This window comes from Microvirga lotononidis, from assembly GCF_034627025.1.
Classification (GTDB): Bacteria; Pseudomonadota; Alphaproteobacteria; order Rhizobiales; family Beijerinckiaceae; genus Microvirga; species Microvirga lotononidis.
This window is the reverse complement of record NZ_CP141050.1, coordinates 138,667-161,568: the sequence shown is the minus strand read 5'-3', so window position 1 is coordinate 161,568 and position 22,902 is coordinate 138,667. Positions and strand designations below refer to the sequence as shown.

20 protein-coding genes and 1 pseudogene are annotated in these 22,902 nt (G+C 62.0%); 9 read left to right on the top strand and 12 right to left on the bottom strand.

The window, feature by feature from the left end; genetic code table 11:
* The first annotated feature begins 46 nt into the window (after positions 1–46).
* A pseudogene (locus U0023_RS30340) lies at positions 47–669 on the top strand (tyrosine-type recombinase/integrase).
* A gap of 1,168 nt (positions 670–1,837) precedes the next feature.
* Positions 1,838–2,053, top strand: coding sequence for a hypothetical protein (locus U0023_RS30335; protein ID WP_009762814.1), 216 nt, complete (start codon positions 1,838–1,840; stop codon positions 2,051–2,053).
* A gap of 208 nt (positions 2,054–2,261) precedes the next feature.
* Here the strand turns inward: U0023_RS30335 and U0023_RS30330 are convergent, their stop codons facing one another.
* The 8 genes from U0023_RS30330 to U0023_RS30295 all read right to left on the bottom strand — a co-directional run bounded on the left by U0023_RS30330 (position 2,262) and on the right by U0023_RS30295 (position 10,054).
* Positions 2,262–2,642: a response regulator gene (locus U0023_RS30330; protein WP_009762813.1), complete on the bottom strand. Its 381-nt coding sequence runs from the start codon at positions 2,640–2,642 to the stop codon at positions 2,262–2,264.
* A gap of 159 nt (positions 2,643–2,801) precedes the next feature.
* A complete protein-coding gene (locus U0023_RS30325; protein WP_009762812.1) occupies positions 2,802–3,185 on the bottom strand; it encodes a hypothetical protein in 384 nt (127 codons plus the stop codon).
* Between the two features lie 241 nt (positions 3,186–3,426).
* Positions 3,427–4,389, bottom strand: coding sequence for an IS481 family transposase (locus tag U0023_RS30320; RefSeq protein ID WP_009762811.1), 963 nt, complete (start codon positions 4,387–4,389; stop codon positions 3,427–3,429).
* 262 nt (positions 4,390–4,651) lie between these two features.
* Positions 4,652–6,511 carry a PAS domain S-box protein gene (locus tag U0023_RS30315; RefSeq protein ID WP_009762810.1) on the bottom strand — a complete coding sequence of 620 codons (1,860 nt, stop codon included), beginning with the start codon at positions 6,509–6,511 and terminating at the stop codon, positions 4,652–4,654.
* A 307-nt stretch (positions 6,512–6,818) separates the two neighbouring features.
* A complete protein-coding gene (locus U0023_RS30310) occupies positions 6,819–8,621 on the bottom strand; it encodes a hybrid sensor histidine kinase/response regulator (protein WP_009762809.1) in 1,803 nt (600 codons plus the stop codon).
* 99 nt (positions 8,622–8,720) lie between these two features.
* Positions 8,721–8,951 carry a hypothetical protein gene (locus U0023_RS30305; RefSeq protein WP_009762808.1) on the bottom strand — a complete coding sequence of 77 codons (231 nt, stop codon included), beginning with the start codon at positions 8,949–8,951 and terminating at the stop codon, positions 8,721–8,723.
* A 217-nt stretch (positions 8,952–9,168) separates the two neighbouring features.
* Positions 9,169–9,588 (bottom strand): response regulator, encoded by a 420-nt coding sequence (locus U0023_RS30300; RefSeq protein ID WP_322883899.1) that lies wholly within the window; start codon positions 9,586–9,588, stop codon positions 9,169–9,171.
* Positions 9,589–9,817: 229 nt separating this feature from the next.
* Positions 9,818–10,054: a hypothetical protein gene (locus U0023_RS30295; protein ID WP_009762806.1), complete on the bottom strand. Its 237-nt coding sequence runs from the start codon at positions 10,052–10,054 to the stop codon at positions 9,818–9,820.
* Between U0023_RS30295 and U0023_RS30290 the strand changes: the two genes are divergently transcribed.
* Positions 10,053–10,556, top strand: coding sequence for a hypothetical protein (locus tag U0023_RS30290; RefSeq protein WP_154661094.1), 504 nt, complete (start codon positions 10,053–10,055; stop codon positions 10,554–10,556). The two genes, U0023_RS30295 and U0023_RS30290, sit on opposite strands and share 2 nt — an antisense overlap.
* A 968-nt stretch (positions 10,557–11,524) precedes the next feature.
* Here the strand turns inward: U0023_RS30290 and U0023_RS30285 are convergent.
* Entirely contained in the window at positions 11,525–13,180 is a 1,656-nt protein-coding gene (locus tag U0023_RS30285) for an MFS transporter (RefSeq protein ID WP_009762803.1), read from the bottom strand.
* Between the two features lie 101 nt (positions 13,181–13,281).
* On the bottom strand, positions 13,282–14,292 hold the full coding sequence (locus tag U0023_RS30280; RefSeq protein WP_009762802.1) for a Gfo/Idh/MocA family protein: 1,011 nt from the start codon (positions 14,290–14,292) through the stop codon (positions 13,282–13,284).
* A 622-nt stretch (positions 14,293–14,914) separates the two neighbouring features.
* Here U0023_RS30280 and U0023_RS30275 point away from each other — a divergent pair.
* From U0023_RS30275 to U0023_RS30260, 4 genes are all read left to right on the top strand, one after another.
* A complete protein-coding gene (locus tag U0023_RS30275; RefSeq protein WP_040638619.1) occupies positions 14,915–15,673 on the top strand; it encodes a vWA domain-containing protein in 759 nt (252 codons plus the stop codon).
* A 32-nt stretch (positions 15,674–15,705) separates the two neighbouring features.
* On the top strand, positions 15,706–17,007 hold the full coding sequence (locus U0023_RS30270; protein ID WP_009762800.1) for a protein kinase domain-containing protein: 1,302 nt from the start codon (positions 15,706–15,708) through the stop codon (positions 17,005–17,007).
* Between the two features lie 77 nt (positions 17,008–17,084).
* A complete protein-coding gene (locus U0023_RS30265; protein WP_154661093.1) occupies positions 17,085–18,380 on the top strand; it encodes a metallophosphoesterase in 1,296 nt (431 codons plus the stop codon).
* A 383-nt stretch (positions 18,381–18,763) separates the two neighbouring features.
* Positions 18,764–18,967 carry a hypothetical protein gene (locus tag U0023_RS30260; protein WP_040638617.1) on the top strand — a complete coding sequence of 68 codons (204 nt, stop codon included), beginning with the start codon at positions 18,764–18,766 and terminating at the stop codon, positions 18,965–18,967.
* Between the two features lie 400 nt (positions 18,968–19,367).
* On the opposite strand, the gene U0023_RS30255 is transcribed toward U0023_RS30260, so the two are convergent.
* Complete coding sequence (locus U0023_RS30255; protein WP_009762797.1) at positions 19,368–19,883, bottom strand: YsnF/AvaK domain-containing protein; 516 nt, start codon at positions 19,881–19,883, stop codon at positions 19,368–19,370.
* A 155-nt stretch (positions 19,884–20,038) separates the two neighbouring features.
* Here U0023_RS30255 and U0023_RS30250 point away from each other — a divergent pair, with 155 nt between their 5' ends.
* Both U0023_RS30250 and U0023_RS30245 read left to right on the top strand, forming a co-directional pair.
* Positions 20,039–20,377: a PepSY domain-containing protein gene (locus U0023_RS30250; RefSeq protein ID WP_009762796.1), complete on the top strand. Its 339-nt coding sequence runs from the start codon at positions 20,039–20,041 to the stop codon at positions 20,375–20,377.
* 81 nt (positions 20,378–20,458) lie between these two features.
* On the top strand, positions 20,459–21,514 hold the full coding sequence (locus U0023_RS30245) for a YsnF/AvaK domain-containing protein (protein ID WP_322883898.1): 1,056 nt from the start codon (positions 20,459–20,461) through the stop codon (positions 21,512–21,514).
* A gap of 559 nt (positions 21,515–22,073) precedes the next feature.
* Here the strand turns inward: U0023_RS30245 and U0023_RS30240 are convergent.
* Positions 22,074–22,301 (bottom strand): DUF6894 family protein, encoded by a 228-nt coding sequence (locus U0023_RS30240; RefSeq protein ID WP_009762793.1) that lies wholly within the window; start codon positions 22,299–22,301, stop codon positions 22,074–22,076.
* Positions 22,302–22,902 lie beyond the last annotated feature (601 nt).

The following is a 22,902-nucleotide window of genomic DNA, read 5'->3' as shown; positions in this document are numbered from 1 at the left end:
AGGTTCATTGCGGGGGCTTCACTTCGGGAGCACTGCAATGCAAGACATGATCGCTAACCATCCCTGCCGAACCACCGCACCTTGGAACCGGGGCAAGCTGATCGGTCCCAAACCGCCTCTTAAGGCGAAGAGATCTGGTCCATTCGGGTCAGGCTCCAAGTGGCGCATCGCATCCGGGATTTGGCTCTGTTCAATCTCGCCCTCGACAGCAAGCTGCGAGCTTGTGACCTCGTCGCGCTCCGCGTCGACGATGTGGCCCTTAATGGGCGGGTGCGCTCCCGAGCTACGGTCATGCAGCGGAAGACGGGCCGGCCTGTTCAGTTCGAGATCACAGAGCAAACCCGGGAGGCTGTGGGCCGCTGGCTGGAGAAGAAGGATCTGCACAAGGGGGAGCCGCTGTTCCCGAGCAGGGTCAATCGGCGAAAGGCAATGACGACGCGCCAGTACGCCCGCCTGCTGGCATCCTGGCTTCGCGCGATTGGGCTGGATCCCCTCGCCTACGGTACCCATTCCTTGCGGCGTACCAAAGCGTCGATGATCTATCGGAGAACCGGCAATCTCCGAGCCGTCCAACTTCTGCTCGGCCACACCAAGATCGAGAGCACTGTTCGGTATCTTGGGATCGACGTCGGCGATGCCCTTCTGATTGCGGAGCAGATTGAAATCTGAACTCTAAGGCGGCTCCCCGACGAGCCACCTTAGAGTTCACCAAGCATCACGAATGCAACGCCCGGACTTGAGGCTTAAGCAGCCACGGAACAAACGACCGGCATGTGCCATTTTGAGATCTTCCGAGTGTGCAGGCCGCTACGTGCAGTACCCGCCAGTGGCTTACTTCAAGGATTTTGGGTAAGGTCGTTTGCGGAATGAAGTCTCACCGGAGAACCATCAGCTCCGCAAGCCCCAAGAGATGCGCCAGGAGCAGGGCGAGCATCACGGCAATTACGACCACCAGAATGGATATGGTCATGCGATCCTTTCTCGCGTGGCGGGCGAGTTCGGCATCCAGTGCAGCAATCTTTTGCTCTCTCTCCTGCCTTGGCTCGTAGTGCATAGGTCCTTTCCTGACAGCGGCGATCTAAGGTTCAGTTGACCGAATGGGACGAGAACCTCCCTCAGGAGGAGTTGAAGCCTTTCTGTGACGCAGATTAGGTCTCCGATCAATCCGTGGAGTAGATTGATCCTACGGGACAATGATCCGGAGGGTTCAATGCCTCAGACAGAGAATCAAAGATCCAGATGGGCGCAATCAGAGGCGAGACAGTCGCGACCTGTGAGGCCCTCGTCCTGAACATCCCGTGTTGGCAAAAAGAAAGCGCCCTCTCTTCCCAAGGGGGCGCTTTGAAGGTTCGGCCCGTAGGGGCAAAAGTAACGGTGCCGATGCCGCCTCAGTATCCAATCCGATCCCATATGTCAGCTCGGGAAATCCCTACGTACATCCCCGCTTCTTTCACTCTCATGTTCCATCATATCTAACTTGTACGGAGTAAAGGCTAAGGTAAAACATAAGACGTTGTGCCGGATAGGTGAAAATATGCTTTGTCGTCAAGGAAAAAAGATGACCAGCAGGTGGCGGGCAAACCGGATGACTGACCGAAGGCCATCTGATCGCCTGGTTGTCGCCGAAACCTTGATTGCGGAGGCGCAGGCCGCACGGGTCAAGGCTCATGTTCAAGCCATGCTCTTCCAGTTGAAAGCTCGCCGCCAAATCCAAACCAAGCAGGCGGCTTAATCTCGCATAACGCGCAGTAAGGAATGCTGAATTCAGACTAAGAGGCTGTTGTCGTCCCGCCCGCGCGCGTCATAAAAGGCTCCGCTTCATAAGACGGGTTGAGACATGAAAACCGCAGCAGAGTACAGAAAGCACGCTGACGAATGCCGGGTGCTTGCCAAGCAGGTGCCTGAGGGCGAGCAGCGCACTCAGCTTCTGGAGATGGCTCGAACCTGGGACAACCTGGCCGTGGATCGGGAGAAGCTGGTCCGCAACCATCCCGAACTCGACACGGCGAAAAAGCCGAACAAGGCTCAAGGCCCCTCAAGCAGCCAGTCATAGAACGGGCCCATGCTGTTTCCGAGCTAAGCCTTTAGGAATATCTGCTTGACCCGTTTGCTCCGTTGTCGAGCAGCCGGAACCGTTTAGCCTCCGGACTGTGGCGAGGTCCCTACCAGCCACAGATGCCCTGGCCAGAGGTATAGGACACCCTCTGGCTGGGGCGTTTTCGTGCCCAGCGATGTCGCAAAGGTGCATTTCGGCAAGCGGCTCAGGATCGATGGATGAGAGCCGGAAGGGACTGCACGAGCGCTTCGAATTGATAGGGCTTTTCCCACCGCGGCACGTGCCGGTAGCGGTCTGGGAGCATGGCGGCAGAATAGCCCGTCGCGAACACGAACGGCACACCGCGCCCCTCCAGGGCGTCGGCCACGGGGTAAGCCGCTTGGCCGCGCAGATTGATGTCGATCACGGCGCCGTCGATCCGCTCTGAAGCCTCCACCAGCGCGAGTGCCTTCTCGAGGGTCGGCACGGCTCCGAGCAGGATGGCTCCGTGGGCGCTCAGGTGCTTCCCAAGCTCGTCGGCGATGAGATACTCATCTTCGACGAGGAGAACGCGGCAGCCGGCCAAGTTCTGCAAAGGCGTGTCCATAGGCTCTGCTCCGTTTCTCCCACTCAGACTGCGCGGTTTATCGATCAGCAGCAACCTCGCGCGCATGCATCGCAAAAGCGGGCAGCGAAATTCGCATAATCCCCAGTGTTGAACGGCTGGCGCTTGCCGTGCCCTCAGGATAGCCGAGGGAGTAGGTCTTCAGACCTTCATCTCGATGCGGATGCCGTGGAGGGTCTGGTCGGAGCCGTTGAGCACACGACCCGCCGGCTGTGGGGCCATGTGGACGACAAGGCACCCCTGACCGTCCCAGGACTGAATGGCCTGGATCACATCACGGTTCGGCGGCAGTTGCGTGCCGTCCGGCGCGAAATCGTGTACAGGCGGCTTTATCGCGTCGAACACGAACACGGAGGGCCAGCGATGGTGATGGACGGGTTCCTCGTCGTTCGGTTCGAGGGTGACCTCAAGAACACGGACACGGTCGTTCTCGAACAAGACCTTGTGGTGGTCCGGAGCGGCGATCACAGCGTCCAGTGCAGGATCCCAGGTTGATGGCTCGAGACTTCCGTGGTCGTTTGCCATGGCGTTCTCCCTCGTGGAGCCCCCAAGCCAAGCAGCCCTAGTGTATCAGCATTCTCAAGCTTTGGGAGTGTTGGTGCTACGCGGCGTGATCCGAGGGAGAGTCTGTATGGATAGGCGCGCAAAGCGGCTGCGAGTTTCGCAATGCGCCATAGGGAATGGAGCAGGCGAATATTCCGGAATGTGTCATCCTCTGCCGATCTCTCGACCTCCAGGAACGCCCGATGTGTAGGGTCTGGGGACATCATTTCAGCTGAGCCAGGGCGGTATCTAGCCGGTAATCGGCAATCCTGATGCGCTCGCGGCTGCCGTCGTAGGCCGCCTCGACAGCTTCGCCGAGCGGCGTCTTGTCGAGGAGTTCACAGACACGGTCGATCGGAGACTGCCCGCCCAGAGCGGTGTGCGGCCGATGCCAATTCCAGTGGTGCTGCCACTCAGACAACTTCGCCTCAATCTCCGGATCCTTCGGATCAACCGTGTCCCAGAATTCCTCCCGATCCGCGCGGTGGGTCCGCTCGACCTTGCCGTTCAGATGGGGCGACCGGGGCGGGATCGGCCGAAACTTGATCGCCCAATCCATCAACCGCTGCTGAACCGCTTCGGCGAAGAACTCGCGCCCGCGATCGGTTTGGAGGCGCTGGATCGGGAACGGCATCTCCTCAATCAGCCGCTCCAGAAAGTCGAGGGTGTTGGCGCCCGTGGCGCGGCCGTAGACGGCGAGCAGCTTGTAGCGGCTGCAATCGTGGATCGCGGTGTACTGATAGACGCCAGGCCTGATCTTGCAGACATCCATCTGAACGCGATCCCCGGGAATCGGGCGGCTGTAGCGGCGTGTTCCCTTGCGCCACCGGCGCGGCCGCTTCAGCACCTGCACGCCATGGCGGATGAGGGTCCGATGGATGGTGTCGAGCGACAGCGTCAGATCGTGCTGCCGGATTAGCTCGTTGCGCAGTTGCTTGACCCCGAGACGCCGCTCCCGGCGCAGAGCCAGGATGAGCGTCTCCTGATCGGCGAAGACCTTCTGGGCGGCCAGACGGTGCGGACGGCGGCTGTGCTCCACCAAGCCGGCCTCGCCATCCGCCTGATAGCGGCGCCACCACTTGCGCAGGGTGGGCCGGGAGATGCCGCAGCGGCGGCACACAAGCCCAGCATCCCCGGTCTTGGCGTAGAGCTCGACCCAGGCAAGACGCGCCTTCGTCAGATCCATGGCTGTTCCCCGCCCTTCGGCTGTGGATCTGATGGACAGCGCTCCTGCGCTGCCCACAGGCCCACAGCAGCAACAGGGTCAGCATCGCATCTCAGAGGCTCATCTGACGATCAGAAAATTGAAACGATGTCGTCGGACCTCACACCCGATGTTCCTGGCGAGAGCAGACCTTGGATCAACTTCCGAGAGGTGCCAGATCCTGACGTTCCCATCGGGCCAGCTCCTGAGACTGTTTTATTGAGCCGCCCTGCTCCGACTTGGATTACAGCGCTGGAAGCCCTGCGCTGATCCGGACTTGAAGACCATCCGGAGCAAAGGTCGTCTCGACCTCACCCCCCAACTGACGCCCGAGGGCGCGGTGCAACAGCACCGAGCCAAAGCCTTGCCGCTTTGGTTCTTCGACAGTAGGTCCGCCCTGCTCCTGCCAAGCCAAATTGAGCCTGCGTCTGCCAGCCTGCGCCTCAAGGCTCCAGGTCACCTCAATGCGGCCGCTGGGCAGGGACAACCCGCCGTACTTGGCCGCATTGGTGGTCAGCTCATGTACGGCCATCCCGAATGCCACCGCCATCTCGGTGGGCAGCCGGACGTCGGGCCCTGTGAGCCTGACCCGCCCGCCGGTGCCGTCGTCGTATGGCGCCAGCTCCGCGTTCAGGATGTCCTGGATCGAGGCCCCGCCATGCTCCTTCTCGATCAGCAGCGTGTGGGTTTTCGCCAGCGAGGTGATCCGCTCCGTCACGGCCTGCTGGAACTCGGCAATGGTCTGAGCGCGCCGCGCCGTCGAGGCGACCACCGCCTGAACCGTCGCCAGCGTGTTCTTGACCCGGTGATGGAGCTCGCGGTTGACCAGCAGGAGTTGCTCCTCCAGCCGCTTGCGCTCAGCGATGTCGCGAGCAATCTTCGAGGCACCAATGATCCGGCCCTGCTGGTTCCGGATGGGGGAGATCGTCAGCGAGATCTCGACCGGACTGCCATCCTTGCGCTGGCGAACCGTCTCGAAGTGATCGACGTGCTCCCCTCGGCGCAGGCGCTCAAGGATCTTCGGCTCCTCGTCCTGCCGGTCCTCGGGGATTAGGATCGTGATCGGCCTGCCGATCACCTCTTCGGCCTGATAGCCGAACAGCCGTTCCGCGCCCCGGTTCCAGCTCGTGATCACGCCGTCGAGGTCCTTGCTGATGATGGCGTCGTCCGACGACTCGATGATCGCGGCAAGCCGCTGCTCGGCCTGCTCGGCTTCCTTGCGGGCGCTGATGTCGACGGCGAACTCGACGATGGTGCCGTCGCCCAGATCCCGCCCGGCAAAGAGCATCCAGGAGCGGCGACCATCCTTGTACAGGTATTCCTTCTCGTACGGGCCGAGATGGCCCGTCTGCCGCAGCACGTCCATTTGCGCCTCGCTGACGGCGACCCACTCGGCCGGGGTCATGCGGCGCCAGTCGAGATGGCCGCTCTCGATGTCCTCGCGCGCCCAGCCGGTCTTTCTCAAAAAGACCTCGTTGGCGTCGATAAGCGTTCCCTCGTGGTTGAACAACAGCACGCCCACGGCATCGGTCTCCAGCACCCGCCGCAGCCGCTCCTCGCTCATTTGCAGCGCTCCTGCCGCCTCATCGCGCTGGCGCTGGGCCACATGCCGGGCCGTGGTCTCGAACAGGGTGACGAGCACGCCGGCGATGACGCCGCTGTCATCCCGCAGCGGGCTGTAGGACAAGGTGAACCAGACATCCTCCAGAACACCGCTGCGGCTCAGCGGATAGAGGGCATCGTCGAAGGTGACGGTCTCGCCAGCCCGGACGCGCTCGTAGATCGGCTCGTTGATATGCCACACCTCGGGCCAGCAGTCGCGGGTGGGCTGGCCCAGCCCGGCCGGATGCTTGAGGCCCATGATCCGGGCATAGCCCTCGTTGTAGATCTGGATGAGCTCCGGTCCCCAGAGGACGATCATGGGGAGGCCGTTCGGGAGGATCAGGTCGACGGCGCTCCTCAGGCTCTGCGGCCACGTCTCCAGCGGCCCGAGCGGCGTTGCCGCCCAGTCATGGGTCCGGATGCGCCCGGCCATCTCGCCCGTGCCGGGGGGCGAATCCGTTCGGTCGATGTCGGCCAGGATCGTGGTGCGGGCTCGGTTCAAAGATGGCTCCATACCCTGGAGTACACAGTCCCTTGCCCCGATAGCAAGGAGCGCGTGCAGCCGTCGTGTCTGTGCCACACGGCTGTTTGGATCCATGAGACGATGGAAGAATGCCGTCTCTGATCAGGGACGGCCTGAGAACGTAACTATATTAAAACTTGTTCATGCCATCGGTAATGACGTTCGGATTCCCCAGGAGATGTCTTGCCGGACATCCTGCAATGGTTTCCTGCTGAATCGTCCGGCCCAGCCAACAATGGCCGGCCACGGAATTGCGGTATCCTCGACTTACCCCAGATGTGGCAGCTCAAGACCTGCGCAAAGGCACCACGTTGATGGGCTCACAGGCGGGCGTGACGACTGTTGCGATGGCATGCTCCAGCTCATCCTGCCGGAATGGCTTCGTCAGCCGTGGAACGGCAAGTCCGCGCCGCTCGGGCAACTCGGCATGGCCGCTGGCGAGCAGGATCGGCAGGGCCGGCCATTCCGTACGAATCCTCTCGGCCAATTCTAGTCCCGTCATGCCTGGCATCGCATGGTCGGTGACCACCAAGTCAATCGATGCATCCTCCCGCAGGATGCGAAGAGCCTGCTCGCCCGACGAGGCCTCCACCACCCTGTGGTCGAGATCCTCCAGCATGGCGGCGGTCCCGGTCATCACCAGGGGATCATCCTCCACCAGCAGGACAGTGCACCTGCGATGCTCGGGACGGTCTGTCTTGTTGCTGACCGGCGCCACCACCACGGCTTGGCCTTGGGGCAGCCAGATCTCGGCAGTTGTGCCCTTCCCTAACTCGCTCCTCAGCTTCAAGGTGCCGCCCGACTGAACCGCCAAGCCGTGGATCATCGACAGACCCAGACCTGTGCCCTTGCCGACTCCCTTGGTCGTGAAGAAGGGCTCGACAGCACGGGCCAGAGTGGCGTCATCCATGCCCATGCCGGTATCGCTCACGGACACGCAGACGTATGCGCCCGGGCTCAGACCATGCCCGTTGCCCTCAGCCATATCTTCCTGATGCGCCGAGATGGTGATCGTGCCGCTGGTCGGCATGGCGTCACGGGCGTTCACCGCCAGGTTCAGCAGCGCCATCTCGAGCTGGTTCGGATCGACCCGGACCGGCGGCAAGTCCACGGGACACCGGGTGACGATCTGGATGCTCGGGCCAAGGGCCCGGGCCAACAGGTCCATCATGCTGGACACGAGCTCCGGTACATCAACGGCTTGTGGCGTGAGGTCCTGACGACGCGAGAAGGCGAGAAGCCGCTGAGTCAGGGCTGCCCCGCGCTGGGCACCCTGGAACGCGCCTTCCAGCAGCCGCCTGGCACGATCATCATCCTTGATGCGCTTGCGCAGCAGTTCGAGGTTACCAACGATCACCGCCAGCAGGTTGTTGAAGTCGTGGGCGATACCGCCGGTGAGCTGACCGATGCTCTCCATCTTCTGCGCCTGGAGAAGGCGCTGCTCGGCCGCAAGGCGCTGCTCGCTTTCATGCTGTAGCTGCACCAGCGCCTTCTGCTCGGCCTCAGCCCGCCGCAGGGCGAGCCAAGAGACCAGAAACAGCGTCAAGGCGGACAAGAGAGCTACGGCCCCGTAAAGTTCAAGGTTGCGGTACCATCGTCCTAAAGCGACATCAGCATCGATACCGAACGCGACATAGACCGGGTAGGAGCCCACGTGCCGGTAGGCATAGTAGCGCTCGCGCTGGTCAGTCGAGGAAACGCCGAAGAGGACGCCCCCATCCGGCTCGTCTGCGATGCTGCGCATGAGGATGTTGTCGGATCCCAGACGGCTGTAGGGGGCCGGCGCAGGGGATCGGGCCAGGATGACACCATCGTCTCGGATTAGGCCGGCAACGCTCGGTCCGGGCGGCGCTGCCTCGAGGAAGAAGCGCCTGAAGTACTCGGGACTGAGCGCCACATGGATGATGCCGTCGAAGTGCCCTTCCGGAGTTGAGCGTCGGCGGCTGACCGCAAAGGAGGCTGCACGGGTGGCCTTGCCCTGGAAGGGAGCGCTGATGTAGGTGCCGGCATCCTGCCCGCGCTGTGCCAGGAACCACTCGCGCTCACCGATGGTGACATTGGTGTCCCAGGGCTGGCTTCCAGCCCGCACATGTCCGGTGGCATCCGTGATCCAGATCGAGACCGCCTGCTCCAGGGGAGCCTTGAGCCGCTGGAGGAAGGCGCTGGTCTCCGGGGCTGCGATCTCCTCCTACGACATTTTGTCCGTGCGGTCCTCGACCCGCCCGATCAGCAGATCGACGGTATCGAACACCTTGTGGGCATGCTCGTGCAGGATCGCAGCCGTGCGGGAGATCGCCTCGTCATTTTCGCGCAGCACCTCTGACCGGTTCCAGGCCGCGGCGGCGATGAACACGAGGGCCGGAACGAGCAACGAGGCCACCAGCAGCAGGCGATGCAGTCGGATCGAGGATATCGACACCAGGGTTCCGCAAACGGGAGTGGAGCAATTGGGCAGGACAATGCCCCGGCAGATAGTGCAAGGGCGTTGCAGTGGAGTACATTAGAACGCGACCGCCGCAGAGCAAGCCCTCGTTGGCGCTATGATCTTGGCCCTGGCCTCAGCAGGAAGAGGGTCGAGACAGCTCTTGACCTGACATGAGGCGCCAACAGCAGATAGTTGGTTCTGCCGCACGCGCTCAACCGGACTGCGCTCCGAGCAGCGTGTGGAGAAGGTGAACAAGGGATCCGGGATGCACCGGCTTCCCGATGAACACGGCACCCTCGGGCAGATCTCCCGGCTGCGGGGCAGCTCGTCCGGATGCGATCAGGACACCGATTTCTTTCCGCTCCTGGCGCACCTTCCGCGCCAGCTCGAAGCCATTGAGGCTGCCCCTTGGCATCTCCACGTCCGTGACGATCGCATTGATGCGCGGAACAGCCTGCAAGTGCTGCAAGGCTTCATCGGCATGGGCCGCTTCAAGAACCTTGAAGCCGGCATCCTCCAGAACATCGACCAGTGTCATGCGAACAAGGGCCTCGTCCTCAACGACAAGAACCAGGGCGGGCGGGGTAGAAGTTGGCTCGGGCATGCCAGCGGAAAGAACGATCAAAGCCATTCGTTCCAAGGGCAAAGGTTCATCCCTGTTGATGATGGAAAGTTCAGGCTGGAGAACTTCCGATAGTCTTGAGGTCTGTCACGGACCCTGGTCGATCAGCCTGTGACCAATCCTGCATTGCTGGACGACCTCCGTCCTGAAGGATGAAGACCTTGAGTTCGGGCTTAAGCCCGGTCGAGCATCTGCCTCACCTTGGCGACGAGATCCGCATAGGTGATTGGCAAGGGTTTCAGCCTCGGGCGAGGGCGTCCAAGATCAATTGTCGATGGATGTAAAACTGCTCCAGGACCGCCTCGAAGTCCCGCAGCATCCTCTTGGCTTCCGCGGTGCCCTGCCCTTTCTCGGCCATTTGCTCGACGAGATGACGCTGTTTGGCAAGCCGCTCCTCGCCCTCGGCAATGTGACGGTTGGCCAAGGCGAGCTGTTCGCATTCGTAGTGTGGGTCGGGCATGGTCGCGAGGAGCATGCGCCTTGGCCCGGGAAAGAGCCACGAATTTCCGATGACCCATTTATGGAACACTGTTAAAAGAGCGTCGTTGCTACATTGTATGCCTATTCCAACAAAGGCCAAGACCATGCCCGGGTATGACAAGGCGGCTGATTACCGTCGACAAGCCCAGGGCACCCGCGCCACCGCCACCGCCAAGTGGATCTCTCTCAAGGATGATCGCCAGAGGCTCCTTGACGACGCAGATCGGCTGGATGCTCTGGCGGTGATTGCGGAGCATCAAGGGCGCCAACATGGAAGCTTTGTCTTGGCCTTTCAACCTCACGAAGATGTTCTGCTCAGGCGCGCTGACGTGGCTATAGCGGAGGCGTCCAAGCTCCAGGAGGCCAGTCGGCAAATCCATATGCAGGCTGAGCGACAGATTGCTCGGATGAAGCAGATCGGGGCGGTACTCGACCCGCTGCTGCCGCACCCGCCTTGGGAGCTTGGGGTAGTGAGGGCAATCCTCGCGGACGCGTAAGACAATCGTTCGCGAATTGCGCATAAGGCTCTGGATGGAATGTAAGTAGAAGACTCATGCAGAAAAGAAAAAACGCCCGTCCGAAGAGGGCGCTTTAAGTTTTCGGACTCGTAGGGGCAAACGAACAAATCCGGTAAAGGTCAACTGCTCACATAAAATCCATTACGTCTTTAACATTGTATAGTTGAAGCATGCGGCATTTTGGTAAGGATTGGCGAAATGGAGTTTGTACTTATTGCACATCCCTTTTGATGTGGATATACCCACCGCACCGTAGGGGCAAATACGGTGCAAAGGGTCGCGAACACGGTCATAAGACCGGGCGCGGCCCTTTCTCATGGGCGCTCCGGCTCGGTCCCATGCACGCGCGAAAGTGGCTGCTCAATTTCACATAACCCACATTACGAAACGCGATTTGACGTGTTCGGAAAATTTTGCTGGCGGCTTATGGAGCGCCACCGAACCTATTCAGTAAAACTGACACCTATGAGCGTTTCGAGGCGCTCGCGAATACTCAAACAACCGACTATTCAGCCGATCAAAATCTCCTGCTCCGTTTAACCCTAGTTAGTGAGAACCTTAGAGAAACACCATAGGCTGTGCGTGTTCCTCCAGATGGATACCCTCCCCTGGATCCCTGCTCCCTCCCGGCTCAACCCTCTCGCCGGCGAGGGAGTTTTTCGTGATATGCTCGCCGCCTCGGACGCAAGACGCCGAGCCGCGTTTGAGCGAAACCAGCGGTCCGCGCGAGCGGAAACCGGATCGGCCTTTTACTGATGCGGCCCTCCATGTCCGCACTGCACTAGCCAGCCGAGCCATCCCCATCTACCGGATTCGAAGGGCTCCTTCGGGTCAAAGGGTAACGAACAGCCGATGAATTGAAGGTCGGCTTATCGCGCATCAGTAGACCAGAGCGCTCCTCCCGCGTCGTGCCAGGATGAGACGTTTTGAACTTTAGGTCGAGCTTGTCACGATGGACCGGCCGTGTCCGCGAGAGGTCCTGCGGTGTCGCGGACCGACGATGCTGCATCTGGGGTGAGCCAACCTGTGGGGCGCTCGATCATGCGATGGACGCGTGGCTCTTCGGGGCCCTGATGCAAGGCCAGCAATCTCTCCCCGATCGCGGCGTCTGCTTGGGTTCTGCGCTGATTGTGGCGCACATACTCCAGCCAGGTGGGGGTGTGATACCGCTCGAGCCACAGCTTGGGGTTTTCAAGATCGCGCAGCAGGGTCCAGTGGCGGGCGCCGTCGCGGCGCCTGACACGCCTGCGCTGGGCCATCACGGCCAAGAAGGCGGCAACGTCCTGCTCGCGGATGAGGTACTCGATCGTCACGACGATCGGGCCGCTTCGGGGACGAATATCGAGCGCAACTGCGGGCTCCTTCCATCGGCTGAGCGGGTCGAGATTGAGCGATTTCAACTCCGGCAAGGCATAACGCAGACCGAAAGCGGCACCGGCAATGAGGACGCCTCCTGCAATCCACAGAGCCTCGCTCACGCCATACCGCTCAGCAAGCATTCCCCAGATCCAACTGCCGCAGGCCATGCCGCCGAAGGTGGCCATCTGGTAAAGCGCGAGCGCCCGGCCAACGACCCAGCGCGGCGCCGAGAGCTGCACGGTCACGTTGAAGCTCGACAGGCTCACTACCCAGCTCGCGCCTCCGAAGACCATGGCAACCATCGTGAGAACGGCGGATGAGCTCAGGCCCGCCCCGATCACGCAAACGGCAAAGCCGATGAAGCCTACGCGCACAATGGCCTCGATCGACAAGGATCGTCGGAGCCGGGCGGCGAGCAGGGCACCGCAGACAGCTCCTGCGCCGAAGGCCCCCAGCAAAAGGCCGAAGGTCAGCGGCCCACCGTGAACCAGGTCCCGCGCGATGAGCGGCATCAGGGCCTGGACGGCGATCGCGGCCAGGCCGAACAGGGCCCCGCGGACCAGGACGAGGCTGATGCTCGGCGACATGGCGACATAGCGCAGACCGGCCGCCATGGCGGTCCCAAGCGACTCCGGCGGCAGCACCCTGGGAGGCGTCTCAGGCCGCCAGCGGGCCAGCACCGCAATGAGACCAACGTAGCTTACGGCATTGACAGCGAAGGCCCCGAAGGCCCCGGCCGCGGCGACAATCGCGCCGCCGATTGCCGGCCCAACGCTGCGGGCGATGTTGTAGCCCATGCTGTTGAGGACGATGGCACCGGGAAGATCAGAGCGTGGCACCATCTCCCCGACCAGGGATTGCCATGCCGGACCATTCAAGGCGGTGCCACAGCCGATCAGAAAGGTGAAGAGGAGCAGGAGCCAAGGTGTCACGAGGCCGAGATAGGCACAGAGGGTGAGGCCGATCGAGACGACCAGCAGGAAAACCTGGGCCGTGAGCATGAGCTCGCGCCGGTCGAAATTGTCGGCAATGGCGCCGGCTGCCAGGGAGAACAGCATAATCGGCAATGTGGTGGATGCCTGCACCAGGGCGATCATGGCCGCCGACGCCCCGAGGGAGGTCATCAACCAGGCAGCGCCGACCGACTCGATCAAACTGCCGAAATTCGACGCAAGACTGGCAAACCACACTGCCCGAAAGATGTGATGCCGGAATGGTGACAGTGCAGACGGCTGGTGTTCCAATGGATTGTTTCCTTCCCCGCACCGTGGTTTGACACGAGCAGCGTGTGCGATGTCAACGCGGCTCCTCTACTTTGGACGAACCATGGAGACTATTGGACGTGTCAATGCTGTACACCTTTCCCGCCAGCGAGCACTGCCGAGACCAGGCGCTGGCTCGCCAAGGCTTCCTCGCCTGACACGCTAGGCTGGCGACGGTCATCAATTGCCTCCACGAAATCAGCGATGAGGGCCCGGTGTGCATCATGAGGAAAGTCCATGATGCCTGCTCCGCTCCCCGTTGAACCTTCGGCCTCAATGATTTCCTCCCGCCCATCCAGGAAGGTCAGGCGCAGCGTCCCGCCTATGAGCGATGCAAAACCCTTCGTGCCAATGACTTCAATGCGCTCAGGATACCCGGGATAGGCTGCCGTCGTCGCCATCAGAGTTCCCGGCGATCCGTTGCCCAGTCGCAGAAGTGCCGCGACGTAGTCCTCGGTCTCCATGCGATGAAGATCGGTCGTCCGCACATCGGCGGCGATGACGCGGGAGACACCAACCAGCGATCGGAACAAGTCGAGAGAGTGGATGGCCTGGGTCAGGAGAACGCCGCCGCCATCCCGGGCCAGGGTGCCACGTCCGGGCTCGTCATAGTAGCTCTGCGGGCGCCACCACGGCACAGACAGGAAACCCGCCTGAACCGTGCCGATCTCTCCCCCGAGCAGCGCCTGCCGCAGTCTGAGGCTGCCGGGCCTGAACCGCTGCTGGAGGACGACCCCGAACGTGACGCCCGCCGCCTGCGCCGCAGCAACGAGACGCTCGGCTCGATCGAGGGTCAGTTCCAGAGGTTTCTCCACCAGAACATGCTTTCCGGCCGCAAAGCAGCGTTCCGACACCTCGAGGTGGCTACTCGGGGGTGTGAGGACCAGGACCCCGTCGACGGCCGGATCCTGGATGGCGGCATCGAGATCGGTCGTCGTACGAAAGGGAAACTGGTGCTGATAGGCCTGAACGCGCTCGGGCGTGCGGCTGGCTGCCCAGTGAACGTCGATCCGGTCCGAGAGATCGAGGAGGCTTTTCGAATGTGGTTGCGATGCGGGGCCAAGGCCGATGATGGCTAAACCGATCTTCTTCACGAATGTGGATCCTTCTGTCTGCGTGTCGTCCGGTCCGGGAAGGCGCTCGGTGTTCGCCTGAACCTAAAGCGCGAGGCTGCCTGCCGAAAAGAGGTGGGCTTGCCTCATGGCGTTGGGCGGCCAATGAGGCACCGTTAACGGGTACCACCGGACTGCGGACAGTCGGACATCCTAGGTGACCCTTATGGGTCACGCACTGAACATCCAGGCTCCTTCGGAACGTCCGGTTACGTGAGGATTGCCGCCATCGGGTTAAGGTCTCCGGAGTGCCAGAAGGCGACATTCGTATCATTGGCTGACCCAACAATTTACCTTCTTCGAGAAAGCCAACGGCTCACCTGGGCAGGCTTCCATCTCTGAGCGCCCTATGTGTAGCCGGGAACTTCGGTCTGGCCGCTCTGTTGTCGGATAGCTCGGCTCATTGAACCGAGACCAAGATTACGCCAACTGGAGCTGACGCATGAGTGATATGGAGCATTCCGACCAACCGCCTCCGGTGACACCTGGGAACCCGCCTTCGACGGAAACCACAACTTCCGCGGAAGCGGCGGTCGGAACGCCCACGGATCCGGCTGGATCCACGCAGGACGTCTCAACGGAGACGGCTCCAAACGAAAGTGCGATGGCCGAGGTCGCCGCTCCGCCGAATGTGCAGGAGCGACCGAAAACGAAGGGTGTGGCCGATATCGTGTTCCTCGTTGACGTCAGTGGCAGCATGTCGCCCTGCATCGATGCGCTCCGCCGAAACATTGAGGCCTTCATCGACTCCTTGAGCCAGGGCGATGCCAACAACGCTGCCCCTGTGAGGGATTGGCGCGGCAAAGTCGTCGGCTATCGTGACATCGAAGCGGCCCAAGGCGAGGGGCTGCCGTGGATCGTCGATCATCCCTTCGTGCGCGATGCCGGAGCACTCAAGACACAGCTCGGCACCTTGCAGGCGAACGGCGGCGGCGATGAGCCGGAATCGCTTCTCGATGCTCTCTACAAGGTTGCTTCTATGGAGGCCGTCCCGAAGGGTTCGCAGACGGAAGATCCGGCTAAATGGCGCTACAGGAGCGATGCGGCTCGCGTAGTCATCGTCTTTACCGATGCATCGTTCAAGGAAACCATGAGTCTCCCCGAGGCGAAGGGCGGCTCGCTCCAGGATGTGGCAAACCTTGTCATGGCCAATCGCATCATCCTCAGCCTCTTCGCCCCTAATTTCGAGGGCTATGATCGTCTGAGCCAGATCGACAAGTCGGAATGGGAGGTCGTGGAGTACGAAGGTTTGAACCCGCAGGAGGCCTTGCAGAAATTCACGTCCGATCCCGTCAATTTCCGCAACACCCTGAAGCAACTGGCCGCCAGTGTCTCGCGCTCGGCCGCGACCGTGGCGCTGTAAACACACCGCCCCTGTCACAGTGAGCGTAAGCCATGGCCAAGAAGCTGAAGGTCGGTGATCGGATCCGGCAGTACCGCGTCACGAAGGTCTTCGGACCTGGTATGATGGCGATCTCTTATGGAGCTGAGGCACCAACAGGAGTGAAGATCTTTCTGAAGCAGTACAAGTCTCCTGCTCCGACAGTCGTCTGGTACAAGGCGTTTGTCGCCTACCAGAACGAACTCGGAGCCCGCGTCCGGAACGGGCGGGCGGCTCAGTTCGCAGTGCGCCAGGTGGACGCGTTCGAAGAGGTCTGGGGCGGCCCCTGCTACTTCCAGGCCTTCGAGTTCGTCGAGAACGGCGCCGACCTCCAGCAAATGCTCGATGAGGAGCGGGAGCAGCATCGCCGGACCAAGGTGCCTGCCACCAACAACCCCGCGGTTTGGGCCCGTCATGTCACCTGGGCCAAGGTCTTCATGACCGGAATGGCGGCGCTGCACGAATCCAAGGTCGTCCACGCCGATCTGAAGCCGGCGAATGCGTATCTCATCGAGGATCCGACGATCAGCTCGGGCTACCAGCTCAAGCTGATCGACATGGACTTTTCGCTCCTGGCTGACCGCCGCGCACCCTGGCATGGCCACCAGGGCTATGTCGGTACCGACAACTATCGCTCTCCGGAGCACATGACCCGAGGGGGCGTGCCGGGGCTTGCCTCGGATGTCTTCACCTGTGGGCTGATGCTTTACGAGCTTCTAGCGGGCTATCATCCCTACTGGGTCGAAGACCAGGCGGAGTATGCACAGCTCATCCAGAACTACGCCGCCAAACCTCCGGCACTGGCCGGGGTGATGCCGGCACCAGCGAGCAATGCCGAAGTCAGCTCCTTCCTGCATCGCTGCCTTGCGCCGGACCCGGTTGCAAGACCGACGGCTGCGGAACTGCGGGCTGTTTTGAGCGGGCGCGGCGCAGGGTCGTCCGCCACCAAAGTAGGTTCGGCAGCGGGCGCCAGCGCTCCGCGAGCTGCCGCCGAGTTGATCCTGTCCGACAGGATCGAGCTGCTGGGCCCGGACGGACGCTCGCTCCAGATTGGGGTCAGGACGGAACTTGGAAAAACCCTGGTGCGGCAGTTCGGGCCGGACAGCGAGTTCTGGGACAACCGCCAATGTGTCCTGGAACGCCATTCAGGACGGCAATGGGTGATCTCGCCTGTGGCCGGTTCAACCAATGAAACCCTCGTGAACGGTGCAGCGCTCACAGCGCCTCGTCCGCTCAGGCAAGGAGATCGGATCGCCGTCGGACGTCAGGCCAAAGGCATTGAGAAGATGCCGCTCACAGCGTGGGCACTCACATGAGCCTGCCTGGCGGACCTGAAGCGCCTGAGCCCGTTTCTCCGGACGAGAAGCCGGAGGAGCGGGAAGCGGCTTCAACGATGGCGGATGTGCCCAGAGACCAACCTGCGGCACAGGATCCTGCACAACCACCGCCAGATACCACTGCGTCGGATGCTCCTGGCACGGGTACTGAACCAGGATCGGACGCTGCGGCACCACCGGTGAGCGGTGTGCCGCCGCAGAACATCGGCAGCCTGCCTTCCGATGCAGCGCCGACTGCTGTCATGGCGCCCCCTCCTCTCCAGATTGTAGAGGTGGAACAACTGGATTGGCAGGCTGTCCGCGATGCAGCCAACCCGTCCTCCATCCGCTCCAACATGCGAGCGACGGTGGAGCGGATGGAGGCGCTGCTCGACAAAGCCGATGGACCTGGCCTGTTGTTCGACAAGGACCGTACCGATCCCGCCGACAAGGTGATCCAGGTCTCCAAACTGGATACCGGAAGTCCGTTGTGGATCGTCGGTGATCTGCACGGCGATCTTCTGGCGCTCGAGGCTGCACTGACGGTAATGCACGATCCGGCGCTGCCATCTGATGGAGCCCTGCCCCGGATTCTGTTTCTCGGTGATCTCTTCGACGATGAAGGTTTTGGGCTTGAAGTTCTTCTTCGCGTGTTCGAGCTGATCGTGGACGCGCCGGATCGCGTGTGCCTGATCGCAGGCAACCACGACGAGGCGCTCTCCTACGATGGCGTACGGTTTGCGTCGAGCGTGACCCCGTCGGACTTCGCGGATTTCCTGAACGCCAATCTCGCACACGAATGGATCGAGCGGGCCGGCAAGGTGGCCGTGCGCCTGTTCGCGCGTGCTCCCCGTGCACTCTTTCTTCCCGACGGTCTCCTGGTAGCCCATGGAGGCTTTCCGCTAGTGGATCTGCACGCGCGGCTCGCCGAAACGGGAGATTGGAACGATCCGATGTGCCTGTCGGATTTCGTGTGGACCAGAGTGCATCCGAAAGCCCGTAAGAAACTCCCGAACCGTTTTTCGCGGGGGAGCCAGTTCGGGTATGAGGACTTCGCAGCTTTCTGTTCCCTGAGCTCCGGTTTGGGGCGCCCCGTAACGCGCATGGTGCGCGGCCACGATCATGTGGAGGAGAGATACGCCGCCTATCCGGCCTATCGGGCACATCCGGTGCTGACGACCGTGGCCCTCTCCCGCCGATTAAGCCGTGAGAGCTTCGGCCCCTACGAGCGCGTTCCTACCATAGCGCAATTTGTCGAGGGAACGCTCCCCCGGGTGTACCGGCTGCACATTCCTGCGGACATGATCCGCGACGTCTACCCGGAGCTCGCCCCCGGCAGCCCTGAGAGTGAAACGATCCAGGAACCTCATTGATGACCGGCGTAATCCTGCGTTGCCCGAACTGCGGTACTTCAAAGACGACACCTGGCGAATGTGAAGCCTGTCACGAGGCGCAGGTCCGCTACTACTGCACGAACCATAAGCCAGGGCGTTGGCTCGATGCCTCCGTATGCCCGGAATGCGGCGCGACATTCGGCGATCCGGTCCGTCCCGTGGCAAGGCCCGTTGCGCCTGCCGCTGCACCTCGTCCACGGACCACGATCTCGCCTGCTGCACCGCCGCGCGCCGCTCCTCCGCCATCGCATCCGAGAACCGGCGCCACACCCTGGGGCCGCAGAGAACGGGAGAGATCTCCGGGACCGGATCGAGGTGCAAGCGACGAGAGCGCCTCCGTGCGCGACCTCCGAGCGGCAAGAATGCTGGAGATCCTCAGGGCCGCTTCACGTGCCGGCCACATGTCCCGGGGAGCAACCTACACCACTCCGGAGGCACCACCTGTTGGCGCGGCGCTGGGCGGCTGCCTAATGCGTTTCGTGATCCTCGCAATGTTCCTGCTCATCAGCTTTTTTCTGATGCTGTCGCTTGTAGGTGGATCTCTGTTTGGAGGTTATTACTTCTGAAGCAGCGACGCACCGGGCAGCGGATTTTCAAGGAGTGCTCAGACTTGGAACTGCGGCATCAGACGACCTCGTGAGTGACACCAATCGAAGGTACGTGTTGGGTCACGAACTGAGATTCCCTGCGTTTTCGAAAGCTCCGTTTCAATGAGAGTTGCTGCTTTCGAGCTCGGCTCACGAGCGTGCCAGAATCCGACCTTCCCGAGCCACCGCGGGTCAGATAGTCCGGGAAGCCGCTAGTTGGCAGCTCATGCGTGCGGAGCTCCTTGGCGTTTGTCTTCCACCCGTTGGAGCCTAGTCGATAAGGAGACCAGGAAGTGGGAGAACAGGGTGAGGACAGCACATTGCCTCGCGGGAACCAATGCATTCTCCTGACCTCACGGTCGTGAACTGCAACGGTTTGTCAACGCGGAGGCGGATCGTCGTTTTCAGGCTCTGCCTCGTCGTCGACGGTCGCGCCCTCCGAATCCTCGCGCTCTATGATCGCCCGCTGCTTACGCAGGGTCACCGGCACCTCGACGGCTTCGGTCTTGGTGTGGCGCCGGATGTGCAGTTCCTCCTTGAGGACGAGGCGCTTCTCGACCACGAGCACCTCCTCCAGCACCGGCACGATCGTGACATCTCCGTCGGTCCTGATCTCGGGCCCGGTCTCGACCACCCGGTCGATGGGAACGCGGGTGACCGCTACCTCCTCCCGCTGCACAGACGCGTGGGCCAACTCCTCGACGGTATCGGTAACCGTTCGCACCCGCACATGCCCGGTCACAACCTGCCGCTTGTCGATAATGGCTCTCTCCGCGACGACAGGGATGGCCTCCTCCGCCACGGTTTGAGGATCGCTCCTCAGCGCGTCATCAAGGACAGGTACCTGCTCCTGGCCATCCAGGGGCGCGTTCGGGTTTGGGACGGGGTCGGCCATCGATCCTCTCAAGGCAAGCGACAATCAACGGGTGCTGGAAACGGGAGTTCCCCGCTCCTCCGCAGGAATGCCCTCATGCCGCAAACTTGGCAGTCGGAACAGCCACCGTGGTCGCACATTGAGCCCCTACGTGTTTAAAAAAGAGGAGATGCACCTTGAGACGCCTCGGCATTGCAACTCTGGCCGTCCTGTCGACCCTGACCACGGCGGCGATGGCCCAAACCTCAACGACCCAGCCGACGAACAACAGTGGCTCGTCAAATCCTGCCGTCACCCACAAGCCCACCGGCAGTCCGCAGACCACCGGCGCGGTCGAGCCGGGCGCCAACAGCTTCACCGAGGCGCAGGCGCGCTCCCGCCTGGAGGCGCAGGGCTTCAGCAACGTCACTGAACTGCGCAAGGACGATCAGGGCATCTGGCGCGGCAAGGCCCAGCGCGACGGCAAGTCCATCAGTGTGGGGATCGACTACAAGGGCACCGTGCAGACCCAGTAGGACTACGGCCCCGCACGCATTTGAGTAAAAACCTGGGTTGCCGCTGCGCGGACGAACCCTTTCCGAGAAAGTGGAACAGACATGACCAACAAGACCCTCACATCGTTCTTTGACAGCTACGAGGACGCCTCGGAGGCCGTCCGCCGCCTGGAGGCCGCCGGCGTTCCCCGCAGCGACATCAGCCTGATCGCCAACAACGAGGGCGACCGCTACTCATCGCAGGCCAGCCGCACCTTCGACGGCACGAACCATCATGATGGCGATGTCAGTGATGGCGCCGGCACGGGCGCGACTGTCGGGACGCTCGCTGGCGGCGGCGCCGGCCTGCTTGCCGGCCTCGGCATGCTCGCCATCCCGGGACTCGGTCCTGTGGTGGCGGCGGGATGGTTGGTGTCCACTCTGGTCGGCGCCGGGGCCGGTGCGGCCATCGGCGGACTGACGGGTGCGCTCGTTGACGCCGGCGTGGACGAGAATGACGCCCATGCCTATGCCGAAGGCGTCCGCCGCGGTGGTGCCCTGGTGACGGTGCGTGCCTCCGACGCCGAGGTCGACCGGATTGTCGACATCCTTGACGACGAAGGCACGGTCGACTTCGACGAGCGCGAGACCACCTGGCGCTCCGAGGGCTGGGCGGGAGCCAACGCCGCAACGGCGGGCACAACCTCCCCTTCGGCCACCACTGGGCTGACGAACCGTGCCTCATCCGCCTCTCGTGGTACGGACGAGGTGATCCCGGTCGCCGAGGAGGAACTGCATGTTGGCAAGCGCGAGGTCAACCGCGGGCGCGTGCGCCTGCACTCGCGCGTGATCGAGCAGCCCGTCCAGGAGCAGGTCACCCTGCGCGAGGAGCGCGTCGACGTGGAGCGCCGTCCAGTCTCGGGGGCGACACAGGCTGGTGCCATCGCCGGCGATCCCTTCCAGGAGCGCACCATCGAGGTCGAGGAGCGCGGCGAGGAGGCGGTGGTCTCCAAGGAAGCGCGCGTGGTCGAGGAAGTGGTCGTGCGCAAGCAAGCCGACCAGCGCACCGAGACGATCTCGGATACCGTGCGCAAGACCGAGGTCGACGTCGAGGACGAGCGTGGCGACACCGTCCCGCGGACGGGCACCATGGGTAACCCAAGCGGCCGCACCCGCTGACGACATTGGGAAGCCCGGCTCAGCCGGGCTTCCGATCTGGACTATGACATTGAGTCGTAACACGGCGCGTACCAATGTGTACGATACCGACAGCCGTAAGTAGATGGCGCCCCGGCGTCATCTCGTGTGCTCAACTGCTACGGTTGACGACCATGGAATCGGGACGTTGGTTTCTGGAAGGCTATGTCCCCTGGTGGACTACCCGACCCAAGTCTAGGAATAGCAACCCTGACTTTCCGATGAGCCTTGTGTGGACGGTGTCTGTCCGGAGCGGGTGATGCCTCCGCTGCTGGGATCGTGCTGTATCGAATTCGTAGGATCTCGAATCGTCGACAGTCAGCTCCGGGTTCAAGCAGCGAAATTCCTGAAGCTTGAGATGAGGTGTGGCTATGAGGGAATTGCTGCCCTCAGGAGTGCTATGATCGGACGGCAACGAGAACCGAGGACATAGCGGAAGGATGCCTGCCCAAAATCCGAAATCCCGGAGCGATAACGGGTTGCACGTACGTCGCCTTCGCACTCGAGCGGACTGGCTGGGGCTACCGGTACACTTGCAGCATCAATGCAACGTCTTCGCCAGAGGGAAGGAATAGAGAAGAGTCCCCTCCGGGCAGACGATGTGGAGATGCCATCCATTCCAATCCTCAATAATTCCACCGTACTCCCGCTGTAACTCGCTAACGGCTGCCAGAGCCTGAACCTTGGCGCTCTCAAGGTCCGTGACCTCGATGCCCTCATCGTCGATCAACTCCTCATGGCTGCTCACGAGGTGGAAATAGCAACGCATCCGTGTCTCCAGCTTGAAGGAACTGGCAGGAGACGGTTAGCCCACCTGTAATGAATTGAGAATGAATTGATCAGACTAGGGATTTATGCCTCTGGGGGTGTTCTTCCGGGGGCATCGACTGGAGAGTGTCCAGCACAACCCATCCAATATCGGGCTTTGCGCAGGGGACTAGATGGGCACGCCCCTCCTCCAGCTTCTCAATGCGGCACGGCATTGCCCGCCGATCCCGAGGGGGACGATACACAACGATAGACCCGATCTGGAAGGTAGCGGGAGCGGGTAGCGCTTGAGCCGTGTTGGCTTGGCCCGCTTCTGAGGCATGAGGTTGTGGGGCACTAGAGTCCTGTGCTCCTTGCCTCAGCCGCTCCAAGGCGGCAATCGCCGCTCTCGCCTGATCCCTGTAGCGGTCACTGACAGCCCGCAGAAGCTCCCCCTTGGTACGCCCAGGATACCACGACAAGCCTCCCACGTTGGCGAGTTCTTCAGCCACAACCTCGACTTCCTCGTCGGTCACTGGGCGTCTCCTAGCCTTTGGTTCCTAACCACGGGGATGGTCCCATGACGCAACACAGCAGCAAATGGCAATTAGGTGGCAATGTTA

Coding starts and splice junctions, on each gene's coding strand:
- U0023_RS30335 (WP_009762814.1), top strand. CDS start 1,838: ATGAAAACCGCAGCAGAGTACAGAAAGCACGCTGACGAATGCCGGGTG.
- U0023_RS30330 (WP_009762813.1), bottom strand. CDS start 2,642: ATGGACACGCCTTTGCAGAACTTGGCCGGCTGCCGCGTTCTCCTCGTC.
- U0023_RS30325 (WP_009762812.1), bottom strand. CDS start 3,185: ATGGCAAACGACCACGGAAGTCTCGAGCCATCAACCTGGGATCCTGCA.
- U0023_RS30320 (WP_009762811.1), bottom strand. CDS start 4,389: ATGGATCTGACGAAGGCGCGTCTTGCCTGGGTCGAGCTCTACGCCAAG.
- U0023_RS30300 (WP_322883899.1), bottom strand. CDS start 9,588: ATGGCTTTGATCGTTCTTTCCGCTGGCATGCCCGAGCCAACTTCTACC.
- U0023_RS30290 (WP_154661094.1), top strand. CDS start 10,053: ATGCGCCTTGGCCCGGGAAAGAGCCACGAATTTCCGATGACCCATTTA.
- U0023_RS30295 (WP_009762806.1), bottom strand. CDS start 10,054: ATGCTCCTCGCGACCATGCCCGACCCACACTACGAATGCGAACAGCTC.
- U0023_RS30275 (WP_040638619.1), top strand. CDS start 14,915: ATGGCCGAGGTCGCCGCTCCGCCGAATGTGCAGGAGCGACCGAAAACG.
- U0023_RS30270 (WP_009762800.1), top strand. CDS start 15,706: ATGGCCAAGAAGCTGAAGGTCGGTGATCGGATCCGGCAGTACCGCGTC.
- U0023_RS30265 (WP_154661093.1), top strand. CDS start 17,085: ATGGCGGATGTGCCCAGAGACCAACCTGCGGCACAGGATCCTGCACAA.
- U0023_RS30260 (WP_040638617.1), top strand. CDS start 18,764: ATGCTGGAGATCCTCAGGGCCGCTTCACGTGCCGGCCACATGTCCCGG.
- U0023_RS30255 (WP_009762797.1), bottom strand. CDS start 19,883: ATGGCCGACCCCGTCCCAAACCCGAACGCGCCCCTGGATGGCCAGGAG.
- U0023_RS30245 (WP_322883898.1), top strand. CDS start 20,459: ATGACCAACAAGACCCTCACATCGTTCTTTGACAGCTACGAGGACGCC.
- U0023_RS30240 (WP_009762793.1), bottom strand. CDS start 22,301: ATGCGTTGCTATTTCCACCTCGTGAGCAGCCATGAGGAGTTGATCGAC.